General features: G+C 70.8%; 21 protein-coding genes and 1 pseudogene. 9 read left to right on the top strand and 13 right to left on the bottom strand.

Annotated features, from left to right (window positions below; translation table 11 throughout):
• The first annotated feature begins 7 nt into the window (after positions 1-7).
• Positions 8-418, top strand: coding sequence for a DUF1801 domain-containing protein (locus GC203_RS13095; protein WP_293455074.1), 411 nt, complete (start codon positions 8-10; stop codon positions 416-418).
• A 36-nt stretch (positions 419-454) separates the two neighbouring features.
• Here the strand turns inward: GC203_RS13095 and GC203_RS13090 are convergent, their stop codons facing one another.
• Positions 455-1390 (bottom strand): LysR family transcriptional regulator, encoded by a 936-nt coding sequence (locus GC203_RS13090; RefSeq protein ID WP_293455237.1) that lies wholly within the window; start codon positions 1388-1390, stop codon positions 455-457.
• Between the two features lie 168 nt (positions 1391-1558).
• Here GC203_RS13090 and GC203_RS13085 point away from each other — a divergent pair, with 168 nt between their 5' ends.
• From GC203_RS13085 to GC203_RS13075, 3 genes are read left to right on the top strand one after another with little or no spacing between them, the layout of a single operon-like run.
• Complete coding sequence (locus tag GC203_RS13085; protein ID WP_293455071.1) at positions 1559-2620, top strand: HlyD family secretion protein; 1062 nt, start codon at positions 1559-1561, stop codon at positions 2618-2620.
• Between the two features lie 10 nt (positions 2621-2630).
• Positions 2631-4169, top strand: a complete 1539-nt coding sequence (locus GC203_RS13080) for a DHA2 family efflux MFS transporter permease subunit (RefSeq protein ID WP_293455069.1) — start codon at positions 2631-2633, stop codon at positions 4167-4169.
• Positions 4153-5604, top strand: a complete 1452-nt coding sequence (locus GC203_RS13075; RefSeq protein WP_293455067.1) for an efflux transporter outer membrane subunit — start codon at positions 4153-4155, stop codon at positions 5602-5604. The genes GC203_RS13080 and GC203_RS13075 overlap by 17 nt, the downstream gene beginning before the upstream one ends.
• Positions 5605-5777: 173 nt before the next feature.
• On the opposite strand, the gene GC203_RS13070 is transcribed toward GC203_RS13075, so the two are convergent.
• The 6 genes from GC203_RS13070 to GC203_RS13045 form a co-directional block, all read right to left on the bottom strand.
• Complete coding sequence (locus tag GC203_RS13070) at positions 5778-6242, bottom strand: universal stress protein (RefSeq protein WP_293455065.1); 465 nt, start codon at positions 6240-6242, stop codon at positions 5778-5780.
• Between the two features lie 70 nt (positions 6243-6312).
• The gene (locus tag GC203_RS13065) at positions 6313-7860 is read right to left on the bottom strand and encodes a M28 family peptidase (RefSeq protein WP_293455062.1); all 1548 of its coding nucleotides are present in this window, start codon (positions 7858-7860) and stop codon (positions 6313-6315) included.
• A 37-nt stretch (positions 7861-7897) separates the two neighbouring features.
• Complete coding sequence (locus GC203_RS13060) at positions 7898-8353, bottom strand: hypothetical protein (protein ID WP_293455059.1); 456 nt, start codon at positions 8351-8353, stop codon at positions 7898-7900.
• Positions 8354-8427: 74 nt separating this feature from the next.
• The gene (locus GC203_RS13055; RefSeq protein WP_293455058.1) at positions 8428-10200 is read right to left on the bottom strand and encodes an FG-GAP-like repeat-containing protein; all 1773 of its coding nucleotides are present in this window, start codon (positions 10198-10200) and stop codon (positions 8428-8430) included.
• Positions 10201-10351: 151 nt separating this feature from the next.
• A complete protein-coding gene (locus GC203_RS13050; RefSeq protein ID WP_293455057.1) occupies positions 10352-11002 on the bottom strand; it encodes a lysoplasmalogenase family protein in 651 nt (216 codons plus the stop codon).
• Between the two features lie 10 nt (positions 11003-11012).
• Positions 11013-11675, bottom strand: coding sequence for a nitroreductase (locus GC203_RS13045; protein WP_293455054.1), 663 nt, complete (start codon positions 11673-11675; stop codon positions 11013-11015).
• A 109-nt stretch (positions 11676-11784) separates the two neighbouring features.
• Here GC203_RS13045 and mtgA point away from each other — a divergent pair, with 109 nt between their 5' ends.
• On the top strand, positions 11785-12453 hold the full coding sequence (gene mtgA / locus GC203_RS13040; protein ID WP_293455234.1) for a monofunctional biosynthetic peptidoglycan transglycosylase: 669 nt from the start codon (positions 11785-11787) through the stop codon (positions 12451-12453).
• Between the two features lie 9 nt (positions 12454-12462).
• On the opposite strand, the gene GC203_RS13035 is transcribed toward mtgA, so the two are convergent.
• The 3 genes from GC203_RS13035 to GC203_RS13025 all read right to left on the bottom strand — a co-directional run bounded on the left by GC203_RS13035 (position 12463) and on the right by GC203_RS13025 (position 15828).
• Entirely contained in the window at positions 12463-13314 is an 852-nt protein-coding gene (locus GC203_RS13035) for an enoyl-CoA hydratase-related protein (RefSeq protein WP_293455052.1), read from the bottom strand.
• A gap of 80 nt (positions 13315-13394) precedes the next feature.
• A complete protein-coding gene (locus tag GC203_RS13030; protein WP_293455049.1) occupies positions 13395-14522 on the bottom strand; it encodes a hypothetical protein in 1128 nt (375 codons plus the stop codon).
• Positions 14523-14721: 199 nt separating this feature from the next.
• A complete protein-coding gene (locus GC203_RS13025; RefSeq protein WP_293455047.1) occupies positions 14722-15828 on the bottom strand; it encodes an amidohydrolase family protein in 1107 nt (368 codons plus the stop codon).
• 316 nt (positions 15829-16144) lie between these two features.
• Between GC203_RS13025 and GC203_RS13020 the strand changes: the two genes are divergently transcribed.
• On the top strand, positions 16145-17047 hold the full coding sequence (locus GC203_RS13020; protein WP_293455045.1) for a hypothetical protein: 903 nt from the start codon (positions 16145-16147) through the stop codon (positions 17045-17047).
• Between the two features lie 121 nt (positions 17048-17168).
• On the opposite strand, the gene GC203_RS13015 is transcribed toward GC203_RS13020, so the two are convergent.
• From GC203_RS13015 to GC203_RS13005, 3 genes are all read right to left on the bottom strand, one after another.
• The gene (locus tag GC203_RS13015; protein WP_293455043.1) at positions 17169-17624 is read right to left on the bottom strand and encodes a hypothetical protein; all 456 of its coding nucleotides are present in this window, start codon (positions 17622-17624) and stop codon (positions 17169-17171) included.
• 122 nt (positions 17625-17746) lie between these two features.
• Positions 17747-18679, bottom strand: a complete 933-nt coding sequence (locus tag GC203_RS13010; RefSeq protein ID WP_293455040.1) for an alpha/beta hydrolase — start codon at positions 18677-18679, stop codon at positions 17747-17749.
• 223 nt (positions 18680-18902) lie between these two features.
• Positions 18903-19904, bottom strand: coding sequence for a zinc-dependent alcohol dehydrogenase family protein (locus tag GC203_RS13005; RefSeq protein WP_293455037.1), 1002 nt, complete (start codon positions 19902-19904; stop codon positions 18903-18905).
• A 98-nt stretch (positions 19905-20002) separates the two neighbouring features.
• On the opposite strand from GC203_RS13005, the gene GC203_RS13000 reads away from it, so the two are divergent.
• From GC203_RS13000 to GC203_RS12990, 3 genes and pseudogenes are all read left to right on the top strand, one after another.
• Positions 20003-20866, top strand: a complete 864-nt coding sequence (locus tag GC203_RS13000; RefSeq protein ID WP_293455034.1) for a LysR family transcriptional regulator — start codon at positions 20003-20005, stop codon at positions 20864-20866.
• A 304-nt stretch (positions 20867-21170) separates the two neighbouring features.
• Positions 21171-21680 (top strand): annotated as a pseudogene (gene rplU, locus GC203_RS12995) (50S ribosomal protein L21); the annotation flags it as partial.
• A gap of 168 nt (positions 21681-21848) precedes the next feature.
• Positions 21849-21977, top strand: a 129-nt coding sequence (locus tag GC203_RS12990) for a 50S ribosomal protein L27 (protein WP_293455232.1), incomplete at its 3' end; no start/stop codon positions are given.

The raw sequence follows: 21977 nt of genomic DNA, 5'->3' as shown, positions 1-21977 counted from the left end.
CTTGGCCATGGCCTACGAAGCCAAGACCCGGCCCACCGACGCCGACGTGGACGCGTTCCTCGACGCGGCCCAGCCGGCCGCCCGGCGCGACGACGGCCGCGCGCTCCGCGACCTGATGGCCCGGATCAGCGGCGAGCCGGCGGTCATGTGGGGGCCGTCCATCGTGGGTTTCGGGGTCAGCCGCTACAGCTACGCCGACGGTCGGCCCGGCGAGATCTGCAAGATGGGCTTTTCGCCGCGCAGGCCGTCGCTGGTGCTCTACCTGCCGGCCAGCCCCGATCGCCACGACCTGCTCGGGCGTCTGGGCAAGCACGCCGAGGGTCGCGGCTGCCTCTACATCAAGCGGCTGTCCGACGTGGACATGGACGTGCTGGAAACGCTCCTGCGCTCCGCCTGGGCGGCGGAGGCGAGCGGGTAGGACCCTTCCTTTCCCGCGCCACACGGGAGAGGAAGTTCACGCGATGCCGCGCGCCACCTCGCGCAGCACGTCGCGCATCCAGGCGATCGGCGGTTCGGCCAGCCGCTCGCGCAGGAACATCAGTCCCACCTCCACGGGCGGCGAAGCGTAGGGCGGCTCGATCAGTTTCAGCGTCCCGCGCGCCGCCGACAGCCGCGCCAGCCGGCGCGGGACCAGGGCCGCCATCTCCGAGCGCGCGGCGATGGCCAGGGCGGCGTAGGTGTCCGACACGGTCACGCCCACCCGGCGGCGCAGGCCCTCGGCGGCGAGCGCCGCCTCCAGCGCGCCGGCGTCCTCCCAGCTCGGGCGGGTCAGCACGCCGCGCCGTACGGCGGCCTCGTCCGCCTGCCCGGGCGGGCGGCGCGAGATCACCACGTGCGGGGTCGCGGCCAGCGCCGCCAGGTCCACCACGGGCCGTCGCGCCAGCGGGGAGTCGACGTTGACCACCCAGGCCAGCTCCTCGACCAGCAGAGTCTCGCGCGCGAACCGCTCGGGCGCGGCCACCACGCCGCCGATCACGAAGTCGGCCTGCCGCGCGTCCAGCGCGTCGATCACCGCTGGCGCGTAGTCGCTCAGCGCCAGCTCGGTCAATGGGGCCTCGGCCGCCAGCCGCGCCACCAGCGAGGGCGCGATCACCGCGCTGGCGTAGGTGCCCGCCGCGATGGTGAAGCGGCGCTCGGATTTGGCCGGGTCGAAGTCGGTGGTCGAGAGCGCGGTCTGGAGCTGGTGTATCGCCGCATGCACCTGGGCCCCGATCTCCAGCGCCCGCGGCGTCGGGCGCATGCCGTCGGGCCCGCGCACGAACAGCTCGTCGCCCAGGCCGTGCCGCAACCGCGACAGCGCGTGGCTCACCGCCGACTGGGTCAGGCCCAGCCGCGCCCCGGCGCGCGTGACGCTGCGCTCTTCCAGCAGCACGTCGAAGACGCGGAGCAGGTTCAGGTCGTGCAGCAGCTATGAATCTCCTGCATTTTCTGCGTGACAACATATCATTTGGTTCATTGGGCTGTCGCGCCTATCTGAAACGCATCGTCGACGGTCGCGCCCTTGCGTTGGACCGCCGACGTCGATTCATTGGCATCCTGAACGGAGAGGGACTGGGACGTGAGCGACCCGGACGCGAACGCCGCGCATTTGCCGCCGCCTCGGAGCGGACTGCGCCGCTGGCGTTGGCCGCTGATCATCGGCGGGCCGGTGGTGATCGTGGTGGTGGTCGTTGCGATCATGATGCTCAACGCCCGCTACGAGACCACCGACAACGCTTACGTGCAGGTGGCCAAGACGCCGGTGGCGCCGTCGATCAGCGGCCGGGTGCTGGAAATCTACGTCAAGGAGAACCAGGCGGTCCGCCGCGGCCAGCCGCTGTTCAAGCTGGATCCCCGGGATTTCCAGGCCACGGCCGACGCGGCCAAGGCCCAGCTCGCCGCCGCCGAGCTGCAGGTGCGCGCCGACCGCGCCGCCTATGGCCAGGCCCAGGCCAATGTGGGCGCCGCCCAGGAACAGCTCGCCTACGCCGAGCGCGAGGCCAAGCGCCAGCGCGATCTCGCCGCCGCCGGCGTGGCCTCGCGCCAGCAGGTCGACCAGGCCGTCCACGCCGCCCAGCAGGCGCGCGACGAGCTCGCCGCCGCCCGCCAGGCCTCGACCCGCGCGCTGGCCGCGCTGGGCGGCGACCCGAACCTCGCCGCCGCCGACCATCCCGCCGTGATGCAGGCCCGCGCCCAGCTCGAGCGCGCGACGCTCGACGTCTCCTACGCCATTGTCGTGGCCCCGGCCGACGGCGTGGTGGCCCGCGTCGACCAGTTGCCGGCGGGCGCCTACCTCAACGCCTCCCAGACCGCGTTCTGGCTGCTGTCGGGCAAGCCCTGGATCGAGGCCAACTTCAAGGAAGACCAGCTCGCCCACATGAAGGTCGGCCAGCCGGTGAGCATCGAGATCGACGCCGATCCCGACGCCGACCTGCACGGCCGGGTGGCCAGCTTCGCCCCCGGCGCCGGCTCGGCCTTTTCGCCGCTGCCCGCCCAGAACGCGACGGGCAACTGGGTGAAGGTGACCCAGCGCCTGCCCGTGCGCATCGAGTTCGACAGCCCGCCGCCGCCCATGGCCTCGCGCGCGGGCCTGTCCGCCAAGGTGAAGGTCGACGTGAAAGCGCCTGGCCGCGACGGCTGAGGCGCGTCGCATGACCTTCGCGCCCGAGAGTCGGACCCCCGAGGCCAACCGCTGGCCGATCACCATCTCCATCATGCTGGCGACGGTGATGAACTCGCTCGACACCACCATCGCCAACGTCGCCCTGCCGCACATCCAGGGCAGCGTCTCCGCGGGCCCCGAGCAGATCGGCTGGGTGCTGACCTCCTACATCGTCTCGGCGGCGATCATGACCCCGCTCAGCGGCTGGCTGGCCGGGCGGATCGGCCGCAAGCGGCTCTTCATGATCTCGATCTCGGGCTTCGTGCTCGCGTCGATGCTGTGCGGCCTGGCCACCAGCCTGCCTGAGCTGGTGATCTTCCGCCTGCTGCAGGGCGTGTTCGGCGCCTCGCTGATCCCGCTGAGCCAGGCGGTCCTGCTCGACATCAACCCGCCCGAGAAGCACGGCCAGGCCATGGCCATCTGGGGCGCCGGCGCCATCCTGGGGCCGATCCTCGGGCCGGTGCTCGGCGGCTATCTCACGGAGAACTTCTCCTGGCGCTGGTGCTTCTACATCAACCTGCCGATCGGCATCCTCGCCTTCCTGGGCGTCTTCCTGTTCATCGCCCGCGACGAACTCAGCAAGGCCCGCCGCTTCGACTTCCTGGGCTTCGGCATGCTGACCCTGTTCGTGGGCGGGTTGCAGATGGTTCTGGACCGCGGTCCCAGCCAGGACTGGTTCTCCTCGGCTGAGGTCTGGACCGAGGCGGTGATCGCCGCGATCGGCCTGTGGGTGTTCGTCGCCCACACCCTGACCGCCGAGCATCCGTTCTTCGACCGCGCCCTGGCCCGCGACCGCAACTTCGTGACCGCCAGCGCCTTCGGTTTCTTCATCGGGATCCTGCTGTTCTCGACGCTGGCCCTGCTGCCGCCGATGATGCAGAACCTGATGGGCTATCCGGTGCTGACCGCCGGCATCGTCACCATGCCCCGCGGCGTTGGCTCGTTCATCGCCATGTTCGTGGTCGGCCAGATCGTGGGGCGCGTCGACACCCGCCTCATCCTGATGACCGGCCTGTCGCTCAGCGCCATCGCGCTGTGGCAGATGATGCATTTCGACCTGTCGATGGGCGCCATGCCGATCGTGATCTCGGGGCTCATCCAGGGCCTGGGCATCGGCCTGCTCTTCGTGCCGCTGTCGACGCTCGCCTTCGCCACCATTCCGCCCGCGCTGCGGGCCGAGGGCTCGGCGGTCTACACCCTGATGCGCAACATGGGCTCCAGCGTCGGCATCTCGATCATGCAGGCGCTGCTGGTCTCCAACACCCAGGCGGCGCATGCGTCCCTGGCCGGCCGTGTCGATCCCGCCGACCCGATGGTCCGCAGCGGCCTCCCGCCGATGTTCGACCTGCACAGCGTGGCCGGCCTGTCGGCGCTCAACGCGGAGATCACCCGTCAGGCCGGAATGATCGCCTATGTCGACGACTTCAAGCTCATGTTCCTCATCACCTTCGCCTGCATGCCTATGCTGCTTCTGATGCGCCGCCCTCGGCGCACGAGCGCGGAGCCGATCCATGCCGCTGCGGACTAGATCCCTTCGCCTGACCGGCGCCGCCCTCGCCGCCCTGTCGCTGGCCGCCTGCGCGACCGTCGGCCCCGACTTCCAGGCGCCCGCCGGGCCGACGGGACCGGCGGCGGACCGCTACGTCATGAACGGCGACAGCATGCCGGCGAACGCGCATCTCGCGCCGGAATCGCGTGCGGCCGGGCCGTGGTGGGGCGCGTTCGGTCCCGAGACCCTGGACCAGACGATCCGCCTGGCGCTCGCCGACAGCCCGACGATCGCCGAGGCGCGGGCGACGCTCGAGCGCGCCCGGGCCCAGGCCGCCGCCGCCCGCGGCGCCGAGCTGCCCCAGGTCGACGCCACCGCCGGGGCCCAGCGCGAACGGATCAACACCCAGTCGTTCGGCTTCACCGGCTTCCCCAGCCCGACGATCAACCTCTACGAGGTCGGCGCCTCGGTCAGCTACGACCTCGACCTCTTCGGCGGCCGCCGCCGCGCCACCGAGCGCGCCGAGGCGCGCGCCGAGCAGGCCGCCCGCGAGGCCGACGCGGCCTACCTCACGCTCAGCGCCAATATCGCCGCGCAGGCCGTGCGGATCGCGGGGCTGCGCGCCCAGATCGACGCCCAGCGCTCGGTGATCAACGAGGACAACGCCATCGCCGACATCGTGGCCAAGGCCCAGGAGGCCGGCGGCGAAGCACCCTCGGCCACCACCGGGGTCCGCGCCCAGCTCGCCGAGGACGAGGCCCTGCTGCCGCCGCTCCAGCGCCAGCTCGCCCAGGCGCGACACCAGCTCGCGCTCCTGGTTGGCAAGTCGCCGGCCGAGTGGACCGCGCCCGATTTCGCGCTCACCGAGTTCCGCGTCCGCGGCGAGGTCCCGTTCAGCCTGCCCTCGCAGCTCGTGCGCCGCCGGCCCGACATCCTGGCCGCCGAGGCCGAACTGCACGCCGCCACGGCCGCGATCGGCGTGGCGGTCGCCGACCAGTATCCCGACCTGCGGCTCACGGCCGGCCTGACGCAGGGTTCGATCCAGCCGGAGAACCTGTTCAACTACAGCGCCACGGGCTGGAGCCTGCTGGCCGGCGCGACGGCGCCGGTCTTCCATGGCGGCGCGCTCAAGGCGCAGCGCGCGGCCGCGGAAGCCGAGGCCCGCGCGTCGCTGGCCCGCTACCAGCAGACCGTGCTGCGCGCCTTCGTCCAGGTCTCCGATGTCCTGGTCGCCCTGAGATCCGACGGCGATCAGATCGCCGCCGCGCAACGCGCGCGCGCGGCGGCGGAAGCCCGCTACAAGGACGCCGAAGTCGCCTACCGCCTTGGCGGCGGCGCCCTGATGCAGCTCATCGACGCCCAGCGCCAGTTGGGCCGCGCCCGCCGTGGCTTCGCCGAGGCCGAGGCCCAGCGCTACGCCGACCTCGTCGAGCTCTACGCCGCGACCGCCGCCGACTGGCGGGCCGAACAATGAATCCTCTCCCCCGGAGCGGAGCTCCAAGAGGGAGAGGGTAGGGAGAGGGGCGGCGCGGCGAAACGTATGGCGCTGATGGTTCGCCGGGAATCCTCGATCGACCGCTCCGGGATCGGCTCGGTCCGCACCGCCTCTCCCTACCCTCTCCGCTTCGCGGGGGGGAGAGGCGCGCGCTACCCCTCGATCTCGCTCGCGAACGCCTCGTCGCTGATGTTGTTGCGCGCCACCAGCAGGCTGCAGCCGAGGTGGTCGACGAGGTAGGCGCCGGACGATCCCGACCACCAGCGTTCCAGCAGGCTCTGGCGGCGGTGGCCCACCACCACCAGGTCGGCGCGCACCTTGCGGGCGTAGTTGGCGATGGCTTCGGCGGGTTCGCCCTGCACCACCTGGCCCTCGGCCGTGAAGCCCAGCTCGGCGAGCCGCGCCATGGCCTCGTCGAACAGCGCGCCATAGGTGTCCTGGGTGTGGGCGATGGCGCCGGCGTGCGCCGCCTCGCCCAGCCGCACGCCGGGCGTCTCGGCCACCACGCAGAGGAGGTAGACCGCCGCGTCGCATCGCTTGGCCAGCAAGGCCCCCTCGCGCAGCGCCGTGCGGCCTTCGCGCGTGCCGTCGTAGGCCAGGACCACCCGTTCGTACATCCGACGCCTCCTGCTCCCCGTCGGGCATCATAGCGCGGGGCGCGGTCCGGGCGAGCGCGACGTCAAAGCCTCAGGGCTTGGGCGTGTAAGCGCTGCCCGGCTTCCAGGCCGGCCGCTGCGGCGCGTCGGCCACCGTCTCGGCCAGGGCGTAGAAGAACCGGTTGAAGGCGCCGGCCGCCTCGAAGTCCATCGGCTGGCCGATGTCGTCCTGCGGGCGGTGGTAGCGGGTGCGGTACCATTCGCGATACCGCGCCTCGGCCTCGGTCCCCGGTTCGACGCCGAAGATGAAGCCGGTCGCCGGCACGCCGATCTGCATGAACGGCCAGTGGTCGGAACGGCGCAGCAGGTTGCGCTCGGGCTCGGGGTCGGCCTGGGTGCGGATCCCTTGCGCTGCGGCCAAGGCGCGGGCGGTGTCGCCCAGGGTGGATTCGTCGATGGCCGCCACGGTCAGCAGCGTCAGCGGATAGAGCGGGCGCAATTGGTCCAGGTTGAGGTCGGCGACCAGCGCGTCCTTGGGAACCGTCGGGTGGGCGACGAACCAGCGCGAGCCCAGCAGGCCCTTCTCCTCGCCCGTCACCACCGCCAGCAGCACGCTGCGCTTCAGCGGCTTGCCCTTGTGGCGCTCGGCGAAGCGGATGAGCGTGCCCACATAGGCCGCGTCGTCCAGCGTGCCGTTGTAGAGGCCGTCGCCGTCCACCGGCTCGCCGTAGCCATAGCCGTCCAGGTGCGCCGACAGCGCCAGGATCTCGCCCTTCAGCTTGGCGTCCGCGCCGGGCATGAGCGCCAGCACGTTGCTGGCCGTGTAGTCGCGGGTGGTCACCTTGAACGTCGCCGTCAGCCGCGCCGGGATATCGAAGATCGGCGCGCGCGCGCCCGCCCCGCCGGCCTTCAGCAGCGCCGCGGCGTCCTGGCCCGAGCCGGCGATCAGCCTGGGCAGGGCCTCGGCGTTGAGCACCATCACCGGGAAGCCGCCGTCGGCGTCGGGCGTCCCGTCGGCGATGCCCACGCTGCGCGCATAGGCGGCCGGCCAGCGCGGCGGCTCGATGGTGAAATAGGGATCGTCCACCTGGATCAGCCCGACGGCGCCGGCCGCCTGGGCGTTCCTCACGCGCTCGGCGCCCGAGGTGCGTCCCGTGCGCCGGGTGTTGAAGCAGACCGCCACCTTGCCCCGGGCTCCCGCCAGGTCCTCGGCCCGGCAATCGGCGGCGAAGGCGAGCGGCGCGTCCAGGCGGGCGGGCAGGTCGTCGGCGGCGCGAACCGTCACGTCGTGCAGGAACCGCAGCGGCGTGGACGTCCCGTCGGCGGCCACGACGGCGATCTGCGTTCCCTCGCTCTCGACCTTGGCCTCGTGGACCGGGAAGGTCTGGGTCCAGCCGCCGTTCTCGCCCGCCGGCGTCAGTCCCGCGGCCTTGAAGCGCTCGATCACCCAGGCCGCGGCGCGGTCGTAGCCGGGCGAGCCGGTGTCGCGGCCCTCCATGGCGTCGGACGACAGGTGCTCGGCGATCTCCCACCAGGCCCGGGTGTCGGGGTCCCGGATGGTCGCGGTGCGCGGTTCGGCGAAGGCGGGCAGGGCGGCGCAGGCCAGCGCGGCGGCGATGGAGAGGGTCCGGATCGGCATGGGCGCAAGCTTCCAGAGCCCGCGCCGGCCCGCAAGCTCAGCTCTGCGCGGGGTCGGCCACGGGCCGCTCGGCGCCGCGGCCCTGGCGGCGGTCCATGGCGCGAAGTTCGGCAAGGGTGGCGTCGGGGTGCTCGCGCACCAGGCGTCGGAAGCCGGCCAGATAGACCGGGCCCACGGCGGCCAGCACGCCTGTGCTGTCGCCCACGAAGTCGCCCCACTCCATGTCGCGGCCGACCAGGGCCTGCAGCACCTCGCTGCCGCCCGCGATGACGATCAGGGCCAGCGCCAGGTCGGTGGTCCGCGAGCGCGGCAGGGCGCCCATCATCAGCCCCGCCAGGCCGTAGAACAGCATGCCGTGCGCCACGAAGTCGGGGAACGGCAGGCCGAGGTCGGAATAGCGGAACGGCCCGGTCAGGGCGATCAGCGCGCCGAACCCGGCGGCGACGCCCCCGATGCGGATGAGTGCGGTGAGGTTTCGCGGGGTCAGGGCCATGGCCCCAGGCTTAGGCGATCGTACTGAAGGCGGGGTGAAGGGGCAGGGTTTACGAAACCCTGCCCCGCCTCGGATCAGGCCCCGAAGATCCAGTCCCCGGTGAGGGTGCTCATCTGCACGCCCACCAGGATCATCTTGCCGCCGCCGGTCATGTCGATCACCGTGTCGGCCCCGACCTGGGACACCGTGTAGACGGTGCCCGGATCGAGCTGCACCCGGTCGCCCTCGGCGATGTGGAAGTCCAGCACCCGGTCGATCCCGGCCGCCCCGAAGGTGTGGAAGCGGTCGGCCCCAGCGCCGCCGGTGATGGTGTCGTCGCCCTTGTCGCCCGAGACGAAGTCGTCCCCGGCCCCGCCGTTGACGATGTCGTCGTTCTGGCCGCCGCGGACGATGTCGTCCCCGTCCCCGCCCTCGCAGGTGTCGTTGCCGAGGTTGCCGTAGACCAGGTTCTGGCCGGCCGAGCCCGTCAGGCTGTCGTTGTCCTTGCCGCCGACCACCCAGTCGTCCCCGCCGCCCGAGACGCAGGTGTCGTTGCCCATGTTGCCGTTGATGTCGTCGAACCCCGCCCCGCCCACGATGTAGTCGTCGCCTTCGTCGCCGCGGAGATAGTTCGTGCCCCCGCCGCCGAAGATCACATCATTGCCGGCGGCGCCGTTGATGGTGTCGTTGCTGTTGTCGCCCATCAGCCCGTCGACCGCGGCGGTTCCCACCTGCGTCGGGCCCGGGTCGACCGAGATGTCCACCCGCAGCTGCTCGGCGTTGTCGAACAGGCCGCGCCAGGCGATGAAATCGACGCGGCCGTCGCCGTTCACGTCGGCCGGCGTGATCAGGTCGTACTGGTTGCCCGGCGCGATCCCCGGCATCTCGACGAAATGGCCAAGGCTGTCGCCCAGGTAGATGGGCGAGGACGAGCCGTTCGACAGCACGAGGTCGGTCACCCCGTCGCCGTTGACGTCGGTCTCGTGCACCCGGCGGCTCCATTCGCCCACCTGGATACTGGCGGGAAGCCGCGAGCTGGTCTCGTCCGTGAAGCCGCCGGCGCCGTCGTTGATCAGCACCTGGACGTGGCGGTCGGTGCTGTTGGCGTTGAACACCGAATAGGCCACCACGAGGTCGGCGCGGCCATCGCCGTTGATGTCCATCGACTGGATGTCCACCGCGTCGGCGTTGCCCGCGCCCGCAGGCATCGTCTTGGGCGACAGGGTGAAGTTCCCGTGGCCGTCGTTCAGCAGAAGCTGGGCGGGGTTGTCCTTGCTGGCGCCGAGGAACAGGTCCTTGTCGCCGTCGCCGTCGACGTCGATGAACGCCTCGCTCCAGTGGTTCGGCTTGGCGCCCGTGAGCAGAGAGCTCGGCAGGCCGGCGTCCGACTTCGTGAAGCCGCCCGCGCCGTTGTTGATCAGGAAGAAGGGCGCGGTCACGGCGTTCCCGCCGCCGCCGTTGCCGACGAAGATGTCGAGGTCGCCGTCGCCGTCGATGTCGGCCGCCTCGGTGGAGTGGGTGTAGTCCTTCACCTGCGGGAGCTGGGCCGTGGCGTTGGTCAGGCCCGTGGCCCCGCTCGACAGGATCAGGCCGTTCTGCGCGCCCGGGAACGGATTGGCGTCGTAGCCGTGGTCGCCCAGGAAGACGTCGGGCCGGCCGTCCTTGTTGAAGTCGGCGACGATCAGCTCGCGCGCATGCACCGTGGTGGGCGCGCCGCTGCCGAAGAGCGCGGTGGTGGCGTCGGTGAACCCGCCCTGGCCGTCGCCCGTGAACAGGCGGATCGCCGTGCCGGTGTCTTCCAGCGGATAGCGGAAATAGCTCAGGACGACGTCGAGCTTGCCGTCCCCGTTGAAGTCTCCGACCCCCACTTCATGGACAGAAGCGGTCTCGGCTCCGGCCCGCAGCGGGACGGAGAAACTCGTGGAATTGTAATAAGCTGGCACTGCCACCCCCGAACGATAACGTGATATCGCAAGGCGATACGTCGCAAAACGTTAAGAAGCTTCGACCGTTCGGAGATTAGGTTTTGCGCGCGCTCGCGCCGCCGCGCACGACCCCCAGGGCGATCATCGTCTGCCCTGCGAAGTAGAGGCCCCAGACGGCCAGGCCCATGGGGAAGCCGTCCAATTCCCGACGGCCCGTGCGCAGGAAGATCAGCAGGTCCGAGACCGCGAACATCAGCGCGCCCGCCGCGGTCAGCGTCCGGGGGAAACGCGAGAGCCAGGCGCTGGCCGCCATCGCCGACAGGCCCAGGGCGTAGAACGCGATGCCCGGCGCGCCCGCCCGGTCGGGCGGCAGCAGGAAGGCGGTCACGGTGATCAGCGGGATCAGGGCGCCCGCCACGGCCCAGTCCGCCGCCGTCGGTCCCGCCCGCCGCTGGCTCAGGTAGAGCCAGATCGCCGTCAGGTGGCCGGCCAGGAACGCCAGCGCGCCGACGATCAGGCCGTGGGTCTCCAGCAGCACGTCGCCCAGGGCCCCGAACGCCATCACCGCGGCGATCAGCGGCCGCGCCGAGCCCCGCGCGGCCAGCGCCGCATAGACCGCCAGCAGCGCCACGCCCGCACCCTTCCAGGCCACAGCCGCCGGATGGGGCAGGGCCAGGAACCAGGACCCCACATAGGTCGTCCCCGCGACGATCGCGGCGATCAGCACAAGGCGCGCCCAGTTCATCGGACCATGCTCATTCGAAGCCCTTCAGGTCGCACCAGGTCTCCACCGGGTCGCGGGCGGAGCGCCATTGGTTGATGGGATGGCCCTCGTCGGCGTAGCCCAGCGCCATGCCCGAGAACACCATGTGGTCGTCGGGCAGGCCCACGTGGCCGGCGACGGTCTGCGGATAGCGGGCCCAGAACTCCTGGGCGCAGGTGGCCAGGCCCCGCTCGGTCGCCAACAGCATGACCGTCTGCATGTACATGCCCACGTCCGACCACTGCGGCGGGCCCAGCTTGCGGTCGAGGCAGAAGAACAGGCCCACCGGCGCGCCGAAGAACTCGGCGTTGCGGGCGAACCAGCGCAGCCGGCCGGCCCGGTCGTCGCGCGGCACGCCGATCGAGGCGTATAGCTGCTCGCCGTTCTCGAACCGGCGCGTGCGGAAGGGATCCCACAGGTCGGGCGGATAGACGTTGTACTCCATCTTCTCGCCCATCGGGTTGGCCGCCACCGCCGCCTTCAGGGCGGTCAGCGGCGATCCCGCCAGCGCATAGACCCGCCAGGGCTGGAGGTTGCCGCCGCTGGGCGCGCGCGCCGCGCGGGCCAGGATGTCGGCCACCACCTCGCGGGCGACCGGCTGATCGGTGAAGGCCCGCACCGACGTGCGCCGCTCGACCGCCTCGGAGACGTCCATGCTCCCCCCATTGACCTTTGCTACGGGAATCGCCCCTAGCATCCCCTCCTAGGGTGAAGGCAAGCAGGCTGTGGCGAAGAAGAAGGCGAGGGGCGGGGCGTTCGGACGCGTGATTGGCGGCGTTTTCGCGCTGCTGCTGATCGTGTTCGTGATCGGGCCGGTCGCGGTTGTGGCGATCTATCGCTTCGTGCCGCCGCCGGTCACCTACCTGATGGTCCAGCGCATGTTCGAGGGCCACGGCATCGAACGCCGCTGGGTCCCGATGCGCCAGATTTCGCCCCACCTCGTGCGCGCGGTCATCGCCGCCGAGGACGCCCGCTTCTGCGAGCACCACGGCTTCGACGTGCAGGCGATCCAGAAGGCCATGGCCGCCAACGCGTCGGGCAAGAAGCTGCGCGGCGGCTCCACCATCAGCCAGCAGACGGCCAAGAACGTCTTCCTCTGGCCGCATCGCGACTGGGTGCGCAAGGGCTTCGAGTCCTGGTTCACCGTCCTGATCGAGGTGGGCTGGGGCAAGCGCCGGATCATGGAGGTCTACCTCAACACCATCGAATGGGGCCCGGGCGTCTACGGCGCCGAGGCCGCCGCCGAGAAGAACTTCCACGTCCACGCCAAGGACCTGACCGCCGCCCAGGCTTCGCGGCTGGCCGCCATCGTGCCAAAGCCGCTGTCGTGGAAGGCGGCCAAGCCCGGCCCCTACGTCCGCCGCCGCTCGGGCGCGATCACCCGCAACGCCGGCGTCGTGCGCCGCGAGGGCCTGACCAGCTGCGTGCTCTGACGCCCGGCGCTACTTGCCTTTGAACTGCGGCGCCCGCTTTTCCATGAAGGCCTTCATGCCCTCCAGCGCGTCCTCGGTGCGCAGCAGCGGCAGGAGCTGGAGGAACACGTGGTGCACGTGCTCGTCGAAGCCCTCGGACCAGCCCATCCGCATCATCCGCTTCGAGGCCTGCACCGCCAGCGGCGCGTTGCCGGCGATCTCCAGCGCCAGCTTGCGGGCCTCGGCGGCCACCTGATCGTCGTCGACCGCCCGGCTGGCCAGCCCCATCTCCACGCACTGGTCGGCGGTGAGCGTGCGGCCCGTGAAGATCACCTCGGCGGCCTTCGACCAGCCGATCAGGCGCGGCAGGATCCAGGTGCCGCCGCTCTCGGGCACGATCCCGCGCTTGGTGAAGGCCGCGGCCAGCTTGGCGCTCTTGGCCATGATCCGGATGTCGCAGCCCAGCGCGGTGTCCATGCCGTAGCCGGCGGCCGAGCCGTTCAGCGCGCAGATGGTGGGCGTGCCCAGGTTGAAGAGCACCGTCGGCGGGGTGCCGCGCAGGTCGATGTCGGTGGAGGTCGAGGCGCCCGACAGGCCCGTGGAGCCCTTGGTCGCCCCGCTCAGGTTCAGGCCCGCGCAGAACGCCCGCCCCGTGCCGGTCAGGATGATGCAGCGCACGTCGGGGTCGCGGTCGGCCTTCAGCAGCAGCTCGCCCAGCAGGTTCAGCATCGGCCCGGAGATGGTGTTCAGCCGCTCCGGCCGGTTCAGCGTCAGCGTCGCGACGTGCTCGCTCACCTCGTAGAGGACTTCGGGGCCGGCGGTTTCCTGCGTGGTCTCGGCGGCTTGCGCGGCGCGCGGCTCGGCGCTGTCGGCGGGGGTCATGGCGGGCGTCCTCTCCTGTCCTTGGCGGCGAACGCTACGCCCTTGCCGCAACGGAGCGCAAACGCGGAAGGCGAGAAGGCTCAGCCCGCGGGCGTCACCGTCAGTTCGGCGATGCCGATGCCCGCCTCGCCCTGCACGGCGTAGAGCAGGTACGTCCTGCCCGCTTCCTCGTAGATGCACGGGTCGCGCAGCTGGTTCACCGGCCGGAAGATGGCGCTGCGGTACGACGGCTCCACCGGCAGGTCCGCGCCCTCCCAGGGCCGCTCGGGCCGCATCACCTCCACCGGATCGCTCGCGCGCCAGGCCTTCCAGTCGCCGGCCATGTCCACCGTCGAGGCGTAGATCCGCTCGGGCGCGTCGCCCACCCGGGTCCAGAAGATGTGCAGCGTCTGGCCGCGGATCAGCACGGCGGTGTGCCGCTGGTCGTTGCCGAACAGCTGCGGCCCGGCCTCGAAGTCGGCGAACCCGTCGCGCAACCGCAAGAGCCGCCCCGGCATCGCCATCGCATAGCGCGCCCCGCCATGGTCGAACACGCGCATGTAGGGCGGCCCCAGCTCGCCCCCCACGGTCTCGAAGTTCACCCCGTCGGACGACACGGCCACGCGGCTGGGCTGCACGCCGAACCGCGCCAGGCCGTGGAAGTACATCACGATCCGCCGCCGTTCCGCGTCCACGTGCACGTCGGGCGAGGCGATGTGCGGCAGGGTGGCGTCCTCCAGCGGCGTGGGCACGTCGGGCGTCCCGGGCGGCGCGCGGCCCAAGAGGCCGTCGCCGCGCGCCGGGCCGGACGGCGGCGCGGGCGGCGAGGTGGGGAACCCCGACTGCGAGAGCTGCAGCGCGCCCGGCGTGTGCACCGTCCACGGCCCCTCCAGGGCGTCGGCGTAGGCCAGCCGGATATAGTCGCCCTTGTGGTCGGCGAAATAGAGGTAGTAGCGGCCCAGCCGGTTCGGCAGCCAGTCGGGTGCCCGGATCAGCGACGGCCCCTCGATGTCGTGGCCCATCCGCGCGTCCATGCCCGGCGCGACGATCGCCCGGTCGACCAGCCGGCGCACGGCGTAGGTCCAGGGGGCGGGCGAGGCGGCGGCGGCGATCTTCGGCATCGCGGCCCATCCTAGGGCGCCGGCCAGCACGTGTCGGCGCTGGATGCTCCACAAGGGCCCCGCCTCGTGCATCGGTTCCGGCGGCGCGGGCGGGCGGGCCTTGAGCATCATGTCCTCCGGCTTCGGGATCGATCCACGGTGGCCCCTCTATAGCCCGTCATCCTCGCCCTTGTGGCGAGGATCCCGCCATCGGCGGTCCTGTCGGTCGGCGGCCCGCACGGGCGGAGCTGCGGCGCGAGGGATCCCCGCCACAAGGGCGGGGATGACGCCCTGAAGGGCGGCGCAGCGCAGGGCGATCCCGATCCTCTCACCCCCACAGCGCCCGCGCGTTCTCGCCCAGCACCCGGGCGCGCCGGGGCGGCGGCAGGTCGGCCACGCTGCCGCGGATCAGCTCGGCGGCGTCCATCCGCGAATCGACGTGCGGGAAGTCGCTGCCCCACAGGATGCGGTCCTCGCCCACCAGGTCCAGCATGGCGCCGATCGTCCGCTCCTCGGGCTCGGCCACGAACCACAGGTTCCGCCGGAAATAGTCGCTGGGCTTCATCTCCAGCGGCGTGGCCCCGGCGAAGAACTGATGCTTCCCGTCCAGCCGGTCCATCAGATAGGCGGCGAACCCGCAGCCGGCCTCCACGCACACCGCCTTCAGCGTCGGGAACCGGTCGAACAGCCCGTCCAGAACCATCGAGGCCACCGCCGGGATCAGTTGCGCCGTCGCCCCCATGGCGAAGCCGAACACCGGCCCCGGCGCGGTTTCCTGCCAGGCCGCGAACGGCCGCGCCGAGCCCCCGAACCGCACGATCACATGCAGGCATCCGGGCACGCCGGCCTCGGCGCACAGCCGCCAGATCGGGTCGAACCGCGCCTGCCCCGGCCGCGCCCCGTCCACCGTCTCCGGCGGCACGAACACCCCGCCGAACCCCAGCTTCAGGCAGCGCTCCAGCTCGGCGGCGGCGGCGTCAACGTCGCGCCAGTTCACCAGCGCCATGGGGATGGCGCGGCGCCCGGCCGCCTGGTGGAACTCGGCCTGCCAGGTGTTGTAGGCGCGGCAATAGGCGTTCGCGAGGTCCATGTCCTCGGTGGGGAAGGGCAGGATGCCGATGGTGGGGAACAGCACGCAGCGGTCGACGCCCCAGTCGTCCAGCATCGCCAGCCGCGCCGCCGGCTCGTAGCTCGACGGCAGGCAGCCGTCGGCATAGCGCAGGCCGCCGCCGAACAGCTGCTCGCGCGGCACGTGCGCCCCGCCCAGCCCGGCCAGCACGCCCGACAGCACCACCTGCTCGCCGATGATCAGCGACTCCGCGCCGTCGCGTTCCTCGATCCGGATCGCCCGGTCGCGATATTTCGGGTCCAGGTAGCGCAGCCACAGGTCGGCCGGCTCCTTCACGTGGGAATCGCAGTCGACGACAAGCCCCATGGCGTCGGTCCCTCCGGCTGGCGTAGTCCGGCGATTGGACCATCCCGACCCGCCGGACGCCATCCTTCCCCAAGGGGAGGCGGGCGGGAAAAAGTCCTCCCCCCTCAGTCGCTCCGCGACAGCTCCCCCTGAGGGGGAGCATCCTTCCTGCCGCCCCCGCGCCAGTGGGGGAGGGGGACCGTCGGCCGAGGCCGCAGGCCGTAGAGCCGATGGTGGAGGGGGGCGAGCCGCGCGCACGGCCTCGCCGCTCCACACTTGAATCCACCCTTCCTACCTCCAACGTTCATTATTTGTTCCAATCTCCCGGAACCCCAACATGCCCGCCTACACCCCCGCCGACCGCGCGCGCTTCGCCGAGCCGCTGTTCCACCGCCTCGCCGCCGGCGAGAGCCTGGACGACATCGCCGCCACCCCCGGCTGGCCCAGCCGGCCCACCCTGCGCAAATGGGCGCGCGAGGACCCGGACTTCCGCGCCCGCATCTCCGGCGGCCAGAGCGTGCGCCGCACGCGCGTCCGCTTCCCCTTCCGCAAGGCCGTGGCCGAGGCGTTCCTGCTGCGCGTGCGCCGGGGCGAGCCGGTGATCGACCTGATCCGCGACCCGGCCATGCCCCAGCGGCGCGAGCTCACCGCCTGGAAGCGCGCCGACCCCCTCTTCGCCGCCGAGTTCGAGCAGGCCAAGGCGGCCTTCGACGCCGACCGCCGCCGCTACGGCTGGAGCGCGCGCGGCCACCGGCGTTCTCGCTGGCCCTACGACGAGGCTCTGGCCGACCGCGTGCTCACCGCCGTGCGCCTGGGCCTCACCCTGCCCGAACTGGTCCGCGACCGGGCCATGCCCACCAAGGCGGCGCTCCTGCGCTGGCGCCGCGACCAGCCGGTGTTCGACGCCGCGCTGCGCTCGGCCATGCGTGAGGGCCACCGCCAGCGCGGCCGCGCCCGCACCGACGCCCACTGCTCGCCCGAGCTGATGGCGCGGATCGAAACCCGCCTGGCCCACGGCGCCTCGCTCCACAGCCTGGCGCGCGAGCGCGGCATGCCCGGCCTCTACAGCCTCTACCGCTGGGTCCGCGCGCGCCCCGAATTCGCCGCCATGGTCGCCCGCGCCTGCCAATACCGCGACGGCTTCATCCTCCCCGACAAGGTCGACGACGCCCCGCCGAAGGAGGCCGCCATCATCCGCCGGCGGCTGGGCCTGCGGTATCCGGGGCAGGGTCGGGAGTAGTCCACCTCCCCCATCGCGGCCGCGATGGCGGGAGGGGGACCGCCCGCCGAAGAGCGGGTGATGGAGGGGGCAGGCGGCATGCGGGGCTTAGTCGCGCGCGCCGAACGTCTGGCAAGCGCCACTAGCTGACATTGGCTCCGCCCCCGAAATCGGACATTCCGACCGATAGGACAGGCGCGGCTTCTGCGCATCCGCAGAGGGTTCTGTGTTGAGATCGTTCCTCGTCGGACGGATTCGGCGCGCGGCGTTCGAATGGTGGTTGCGGAGTGTCCAGTCGGTGGAACACCGGAGACACGCTCCAGGAGACCGTCCGCTGGTCGATGACTTCGTGAACGGGCGAAGTCGGCAGTTCCGCCATTAGCCGCGCGGCAGCGTCCTCGCCTGCTCTGGCGCTCGACCAGACCAGCATGTCGACGACGAAGCCGTCGGCGCCCTGCGCGATGCGGCGCGAGATGAACCCCGGCTGCCGCAATAGCCATGCGTCGACGTCGGCGTTGGCGGCCACGAAGTCGTCGATCTTCAGCCCTCGCCTCAGGCGGAAGGTGGTGACCTCTAGCGCTTCGCGGTCAGCACTCATTGGGACATCTCCTGTGTCGGGCGAGGCGTTCTCACGTGCGACCGACTTGGGTCGATCGCATCTTCAAAGTCTGTTTCGCGCGCGGGGGGGATTGGCCGGGCTCGTCCACGCCCGCCCGCGCTTCACGCTGACAGCGGCGCGCCGCGGACGAACGACAGGATGTCGCCGTTGATCAGCTCGGCGTGGGTGGTCGCCATGCCGTGCGGCAGCCCCGGATAGACCTTGAGCATGCCCCGCTTCAGAAGCTTCACGGACTTCAGGGCGGAATCGGCGACCGGCACCACCTGATCGTCCTGGCCGTGCATCACCAGGACCGGGATGTTGATCTTCTTCAGGTCCTCGGTGAAATCGGTTTCCGAGAAGACCCGAATGCAATCGTAGTGGGCCTTGACGCTGCCCATCATGCCCTGCAGCCACCATTTCTGGATCAGGCCCTGGCTGACCTTCGCGCCAGGGCGGTTGAAGCCGTAGAACGGGCCCGCTGGGATGTCGTGGTAGAGCTGCGAGCGATCGGCTGCGAGGGCGGCGCGGTAGCCGTCGAACACCTCAACCGGCAAGCCCTCCGGGTTGCTCGCCTTCTTGATCATCACCGGCGGGATGGCGCCGATCAGCACCGCCTTGGCGGCGCGATCCGTTCCGTGGCGGGCGAGATAGCGGGTCACCTCGCCGCCGCCGGTCGAATGGCCGACGTGGATCGCATCCCGAAGGTCCAGCGCTTCGACGACCGCCCGCATGTCGTCGGCGTAGGTGTCCATGTCGTTGCCGCCCCAGGTCTGGCCGGAGCGTCCATGTCCACGCCGGTCGTGCGCCACGACGCGGAACCCGCGCTCACCGAAGAACATCATCTGGGCGTCCCACTCGTCGGCGGTGAGGGGCCAGCCGTGGCTGAACACGATGGGCTGTCCCGTCCCCCAGTCCTTGTAGAAGATCTGCGTGCCGTCTTTCGCAGTGACAAAACCCGTTCCGTGGGCGGTGTCGTCGCCATGTGCGGACGGCGCGCGCGGCATCGCGGTGGCGGCCGGCGCCGCCGCAAGCAACAATGCGGTGGCCGACATGATGTGCCGGCGGGAGGAACTGAGGGGTTGCGGCTGAGAATGCATGGTGCGCTCCGATGATGAGGAAGAGCCAGGTTTGCGGGATGCGGTCAGGCGATCCCCATGTCGGCCCAGATTTCGACGCTTAATGAACGCTGTTATTTGACATTAGCCAGGGTTGGCCGCGGCTCTCTCCTCAGGGCGGCGTGCGCGCCTGGAGCACCTCGGGAAAACCGCGTTCCCGTCACGCGACAATGTCGATGACGGCCTTGCCCTGCAGCCCGCCTTCCGCGACCGTTTGATAGGCGTCATCAAGGTCGCCGAGGGAAAAGCGGCGGGGATCGACTCGCGGCGACAACTGTCCCGCTTCGACCAGCCGGGTGGCTTGCCGCAGCATGTCTCCGTGATGCGCGCGACCCTCGCCGGTCAGCAGCGGCAGCAGGGTGAAGACCCCGGAGTAGCTCGCCGACTTGAACGACAGGGGCGCCAGGGCGTGTATGCCCCAACCGAGGGCGCTGACCACGTGCCCGAACCGGCGGACGGCGGCAAAAGACGCATCGAGCGTCGCGCCGCCGGCGGTGTCGTAGATGACGTCGAAGCCCTGCCCGCACGTGTATTGGGCGACATAGTCGTCCACGGCGACATCGCCGCGGTCGATCGCCGTGGCGCCGAGCGAGGAAATATAGGCCAGGCTCCGGGCCGCGCCTGTCGCGAAAACCTCGGCGCCCAACGCCCTGGCGATCTGGATCGCGACGTGCCCCACGCCGCCCGCACCGCCATGGATCAGAACCTTCTGCCCGGATTGCAGATGGGCGCGGTCCACAAGACCTTCCCAGGCTGTGATGAACACCAGGGGCAAGGCCGCGGCTTCTCGCATGGTGAGATTGGATGGCTTGGGCGCGAGGAGATCGACATCGACCGCGGCATAGTCGGCGAGGGAGCCCTGCAAGCCGCCGACGCCGCCGGTCATTCCGTAGACTTCGTCACCCCGACGGAAGGCTGTGACACTTGGACCGACCGCCTCGACCACGCCTGCCAGGTCGATACCCAGGATGGCTGGCAGAGGGTGGCGGGCATGGGCGGCCTCGCCGGCGCGGATCTTAACGTCGAGCGGATTGACCCCGCTGGCGTGGATCCGCACCAGGACCTGGTTCGGCCCGAGTCCGGGTCGCGCGACCTCGACGAGGCGAAACGGCGCACCATGCATTTCCAAGACCGCCGCCCTCATTGAACCGTTCTTCGCCACTGGCCTGTCTCCTGTGTGTCGCCAGGATCGGCCCCACGAACTTGTTTGGAAACGAACTAAGGCGCACGGTCGCCATGCAGTTATGAGGGCTAGCGGCGGTGGAATGGAACGATGTTCGTGTTTTCCTGGCGATTGCCCGGACAGGCACGCTCGGCGCTGCGGCGCGAAGCCTTGGCCAGAGCCAGCCCACGATGGGGCGTCGGCTTCGCGCGTTGGAGCAATCGGTTGGACAAGTGCTGTTCCAACGGACGGCTGACGGCTTCGTACTGACGGATGAAGGATCGACCGTCCTGTCGCACGCCGAACGTATTGAAGAAGAAGCCCTTGCGTTTCAGCGTCGGCTGGCCGGCCAGGACAACCATCTGGAGGGGGTGGTGCGGATCACGTCATCCGACTGGTTCGGGGCCCACATGCTTACGCCGGTCCTCGCGGAATTTGCGCAGCGCCACCCCGGTGTAGAGGTGGAATTACTCACCAGCGCGATCCACTACAGCCTCTCGCGACGGGAGGCCGACATGGCGTTTCGCATCCGTCCCTTCGAGGAGCCGGACGTGGTGTCTCGACGGCTTCTTCATATCGAATACGGCGTCTACATTCGGGCCGATTTGCCGCGACCGGTCGCCGGCGATGGCGCGGGCGCGGCTTTGGTCACGATGGACGAAGCCTTTAGCGGCATGCCGGACGCAGTTTGGCTCAGGAAGTTGCTCCCGAACGCGCGTGTCGTCTCGAGGAGCAACAACCGCGATGTGCAAGGGCGCCTGTGTGAGCAGGGCGTCGGCGTAGCCGTTCTTCCCCGGCCGCTCGGAGACGCGCTGCCCGGCGTCGACCTAATCGATCTCGGCGAGGCGCCGCCCGGCCGCGACACGTGGGTCGGCTACCACAGGGATCTCAAGCGGCTGGCGCGCCTACGCGCATTGCTCGACCTTGTCATCGAACGGCTCGCGGGCGTGCGCGAGCGGTGAGACGCCGGCGCCGAGCACGCCGTCCACAACCAGAAGGAACCTTTAGAGGTGGGCAAGCCGCGCTTCTCGCCGCCGGCAGGCCCAAGCGTCAGCGGCGGCCGGTGGGGTTCGACTCCCTCGGGAAGTCACACGCCCCGCCCTAGTGCAGACCTTCCCTACGTCGCCGGTGAGTCACCTAGCGGCCACCCGCTCCCCACCGTTGACTCAGCCGCGTCCCTCTGTATAACCGCGCCTCCTCGTCCCCGGGCCCGCCTGGGGGCGCGAACACGCTTTCAATCAAGAAGAAATACAAAGGCGCGAAACGATGTACGCGGTGATCAAGACCGGCGGCAAGCAATACCGGGTCCAGCCCGGCGACCTGCTGATCGTCGAAAAGCTGGACGGTGAGCCCGGCGCCAAGGTGGCGTTCGGCGAGGTTCTGATGCTGGGCGACGGCGACGCCGTGACGGTGGGCGCTCCCACCGTGGAAGGCGCCAGCGTGGCGGCCACCCTGATCGAAACCCGCAAGGGCGAGAAGGTGAAGATCTTCAAGAAGATCCGCCGCCAGGGCTATCGCCGCACCCGTGGTCACCGCCAGGCCGAGACCGTGCTGCGCGTCACCGCCATCGCCGGCGCCGGCAAGGAAGCCAAGTGGGACGGCAAGGTCGACCTGACCACCAAGGCCGAGCTGGACGCCCGCGCCCGCGGCCTGGACTTCGCCACGCTGAACAAGCCGAAGAAGGCGAAGGCGGAAGCCGTCGTCGCCGAGGCCCCGAAGGCCGCCAAGGCCAAGGCCGCGCCCAAGGCGGACGCCGCTCCGGCCGAAGCCGAGGCCCCGAAGACGGAAGCCAAGGCCGCCGCGCCGAAGAAGGCCGCGGCTCCGAAGGCCGAGGCCAAGGCCGACGCCCCCGCCAAGAAGCCCGCCGCGCCCAAGAAGGCCGCGGCGAAGAAGGATGACGCGGCCGAGTAATCGGGCCGCGATTTTTAAGGACAGGAGCGAACCATGGCTCACAAGAAATCCGGCGGCTCCTCGCGCAACGGGCGCGATTCCGCGGGCCGCCGTCTCGGCGTGAAGAAGTTCGGCGGCGAAGCCATCAACGCCGGCTCGATCATCGTGCGTCAGCGCGGCACC

It is taken from the genome of Phenylobacterium sp. (assembly GCF_016124325.1).
Classification (GTDB): Bacteria; Pseudomonadota; Alphaproteobacteria; order Caulobacterales; family Caulobacteraceae; genus Phenylobacterium.
This window is presented reverse-complemented; position numbering and strand designations above follow the sequence as displayed.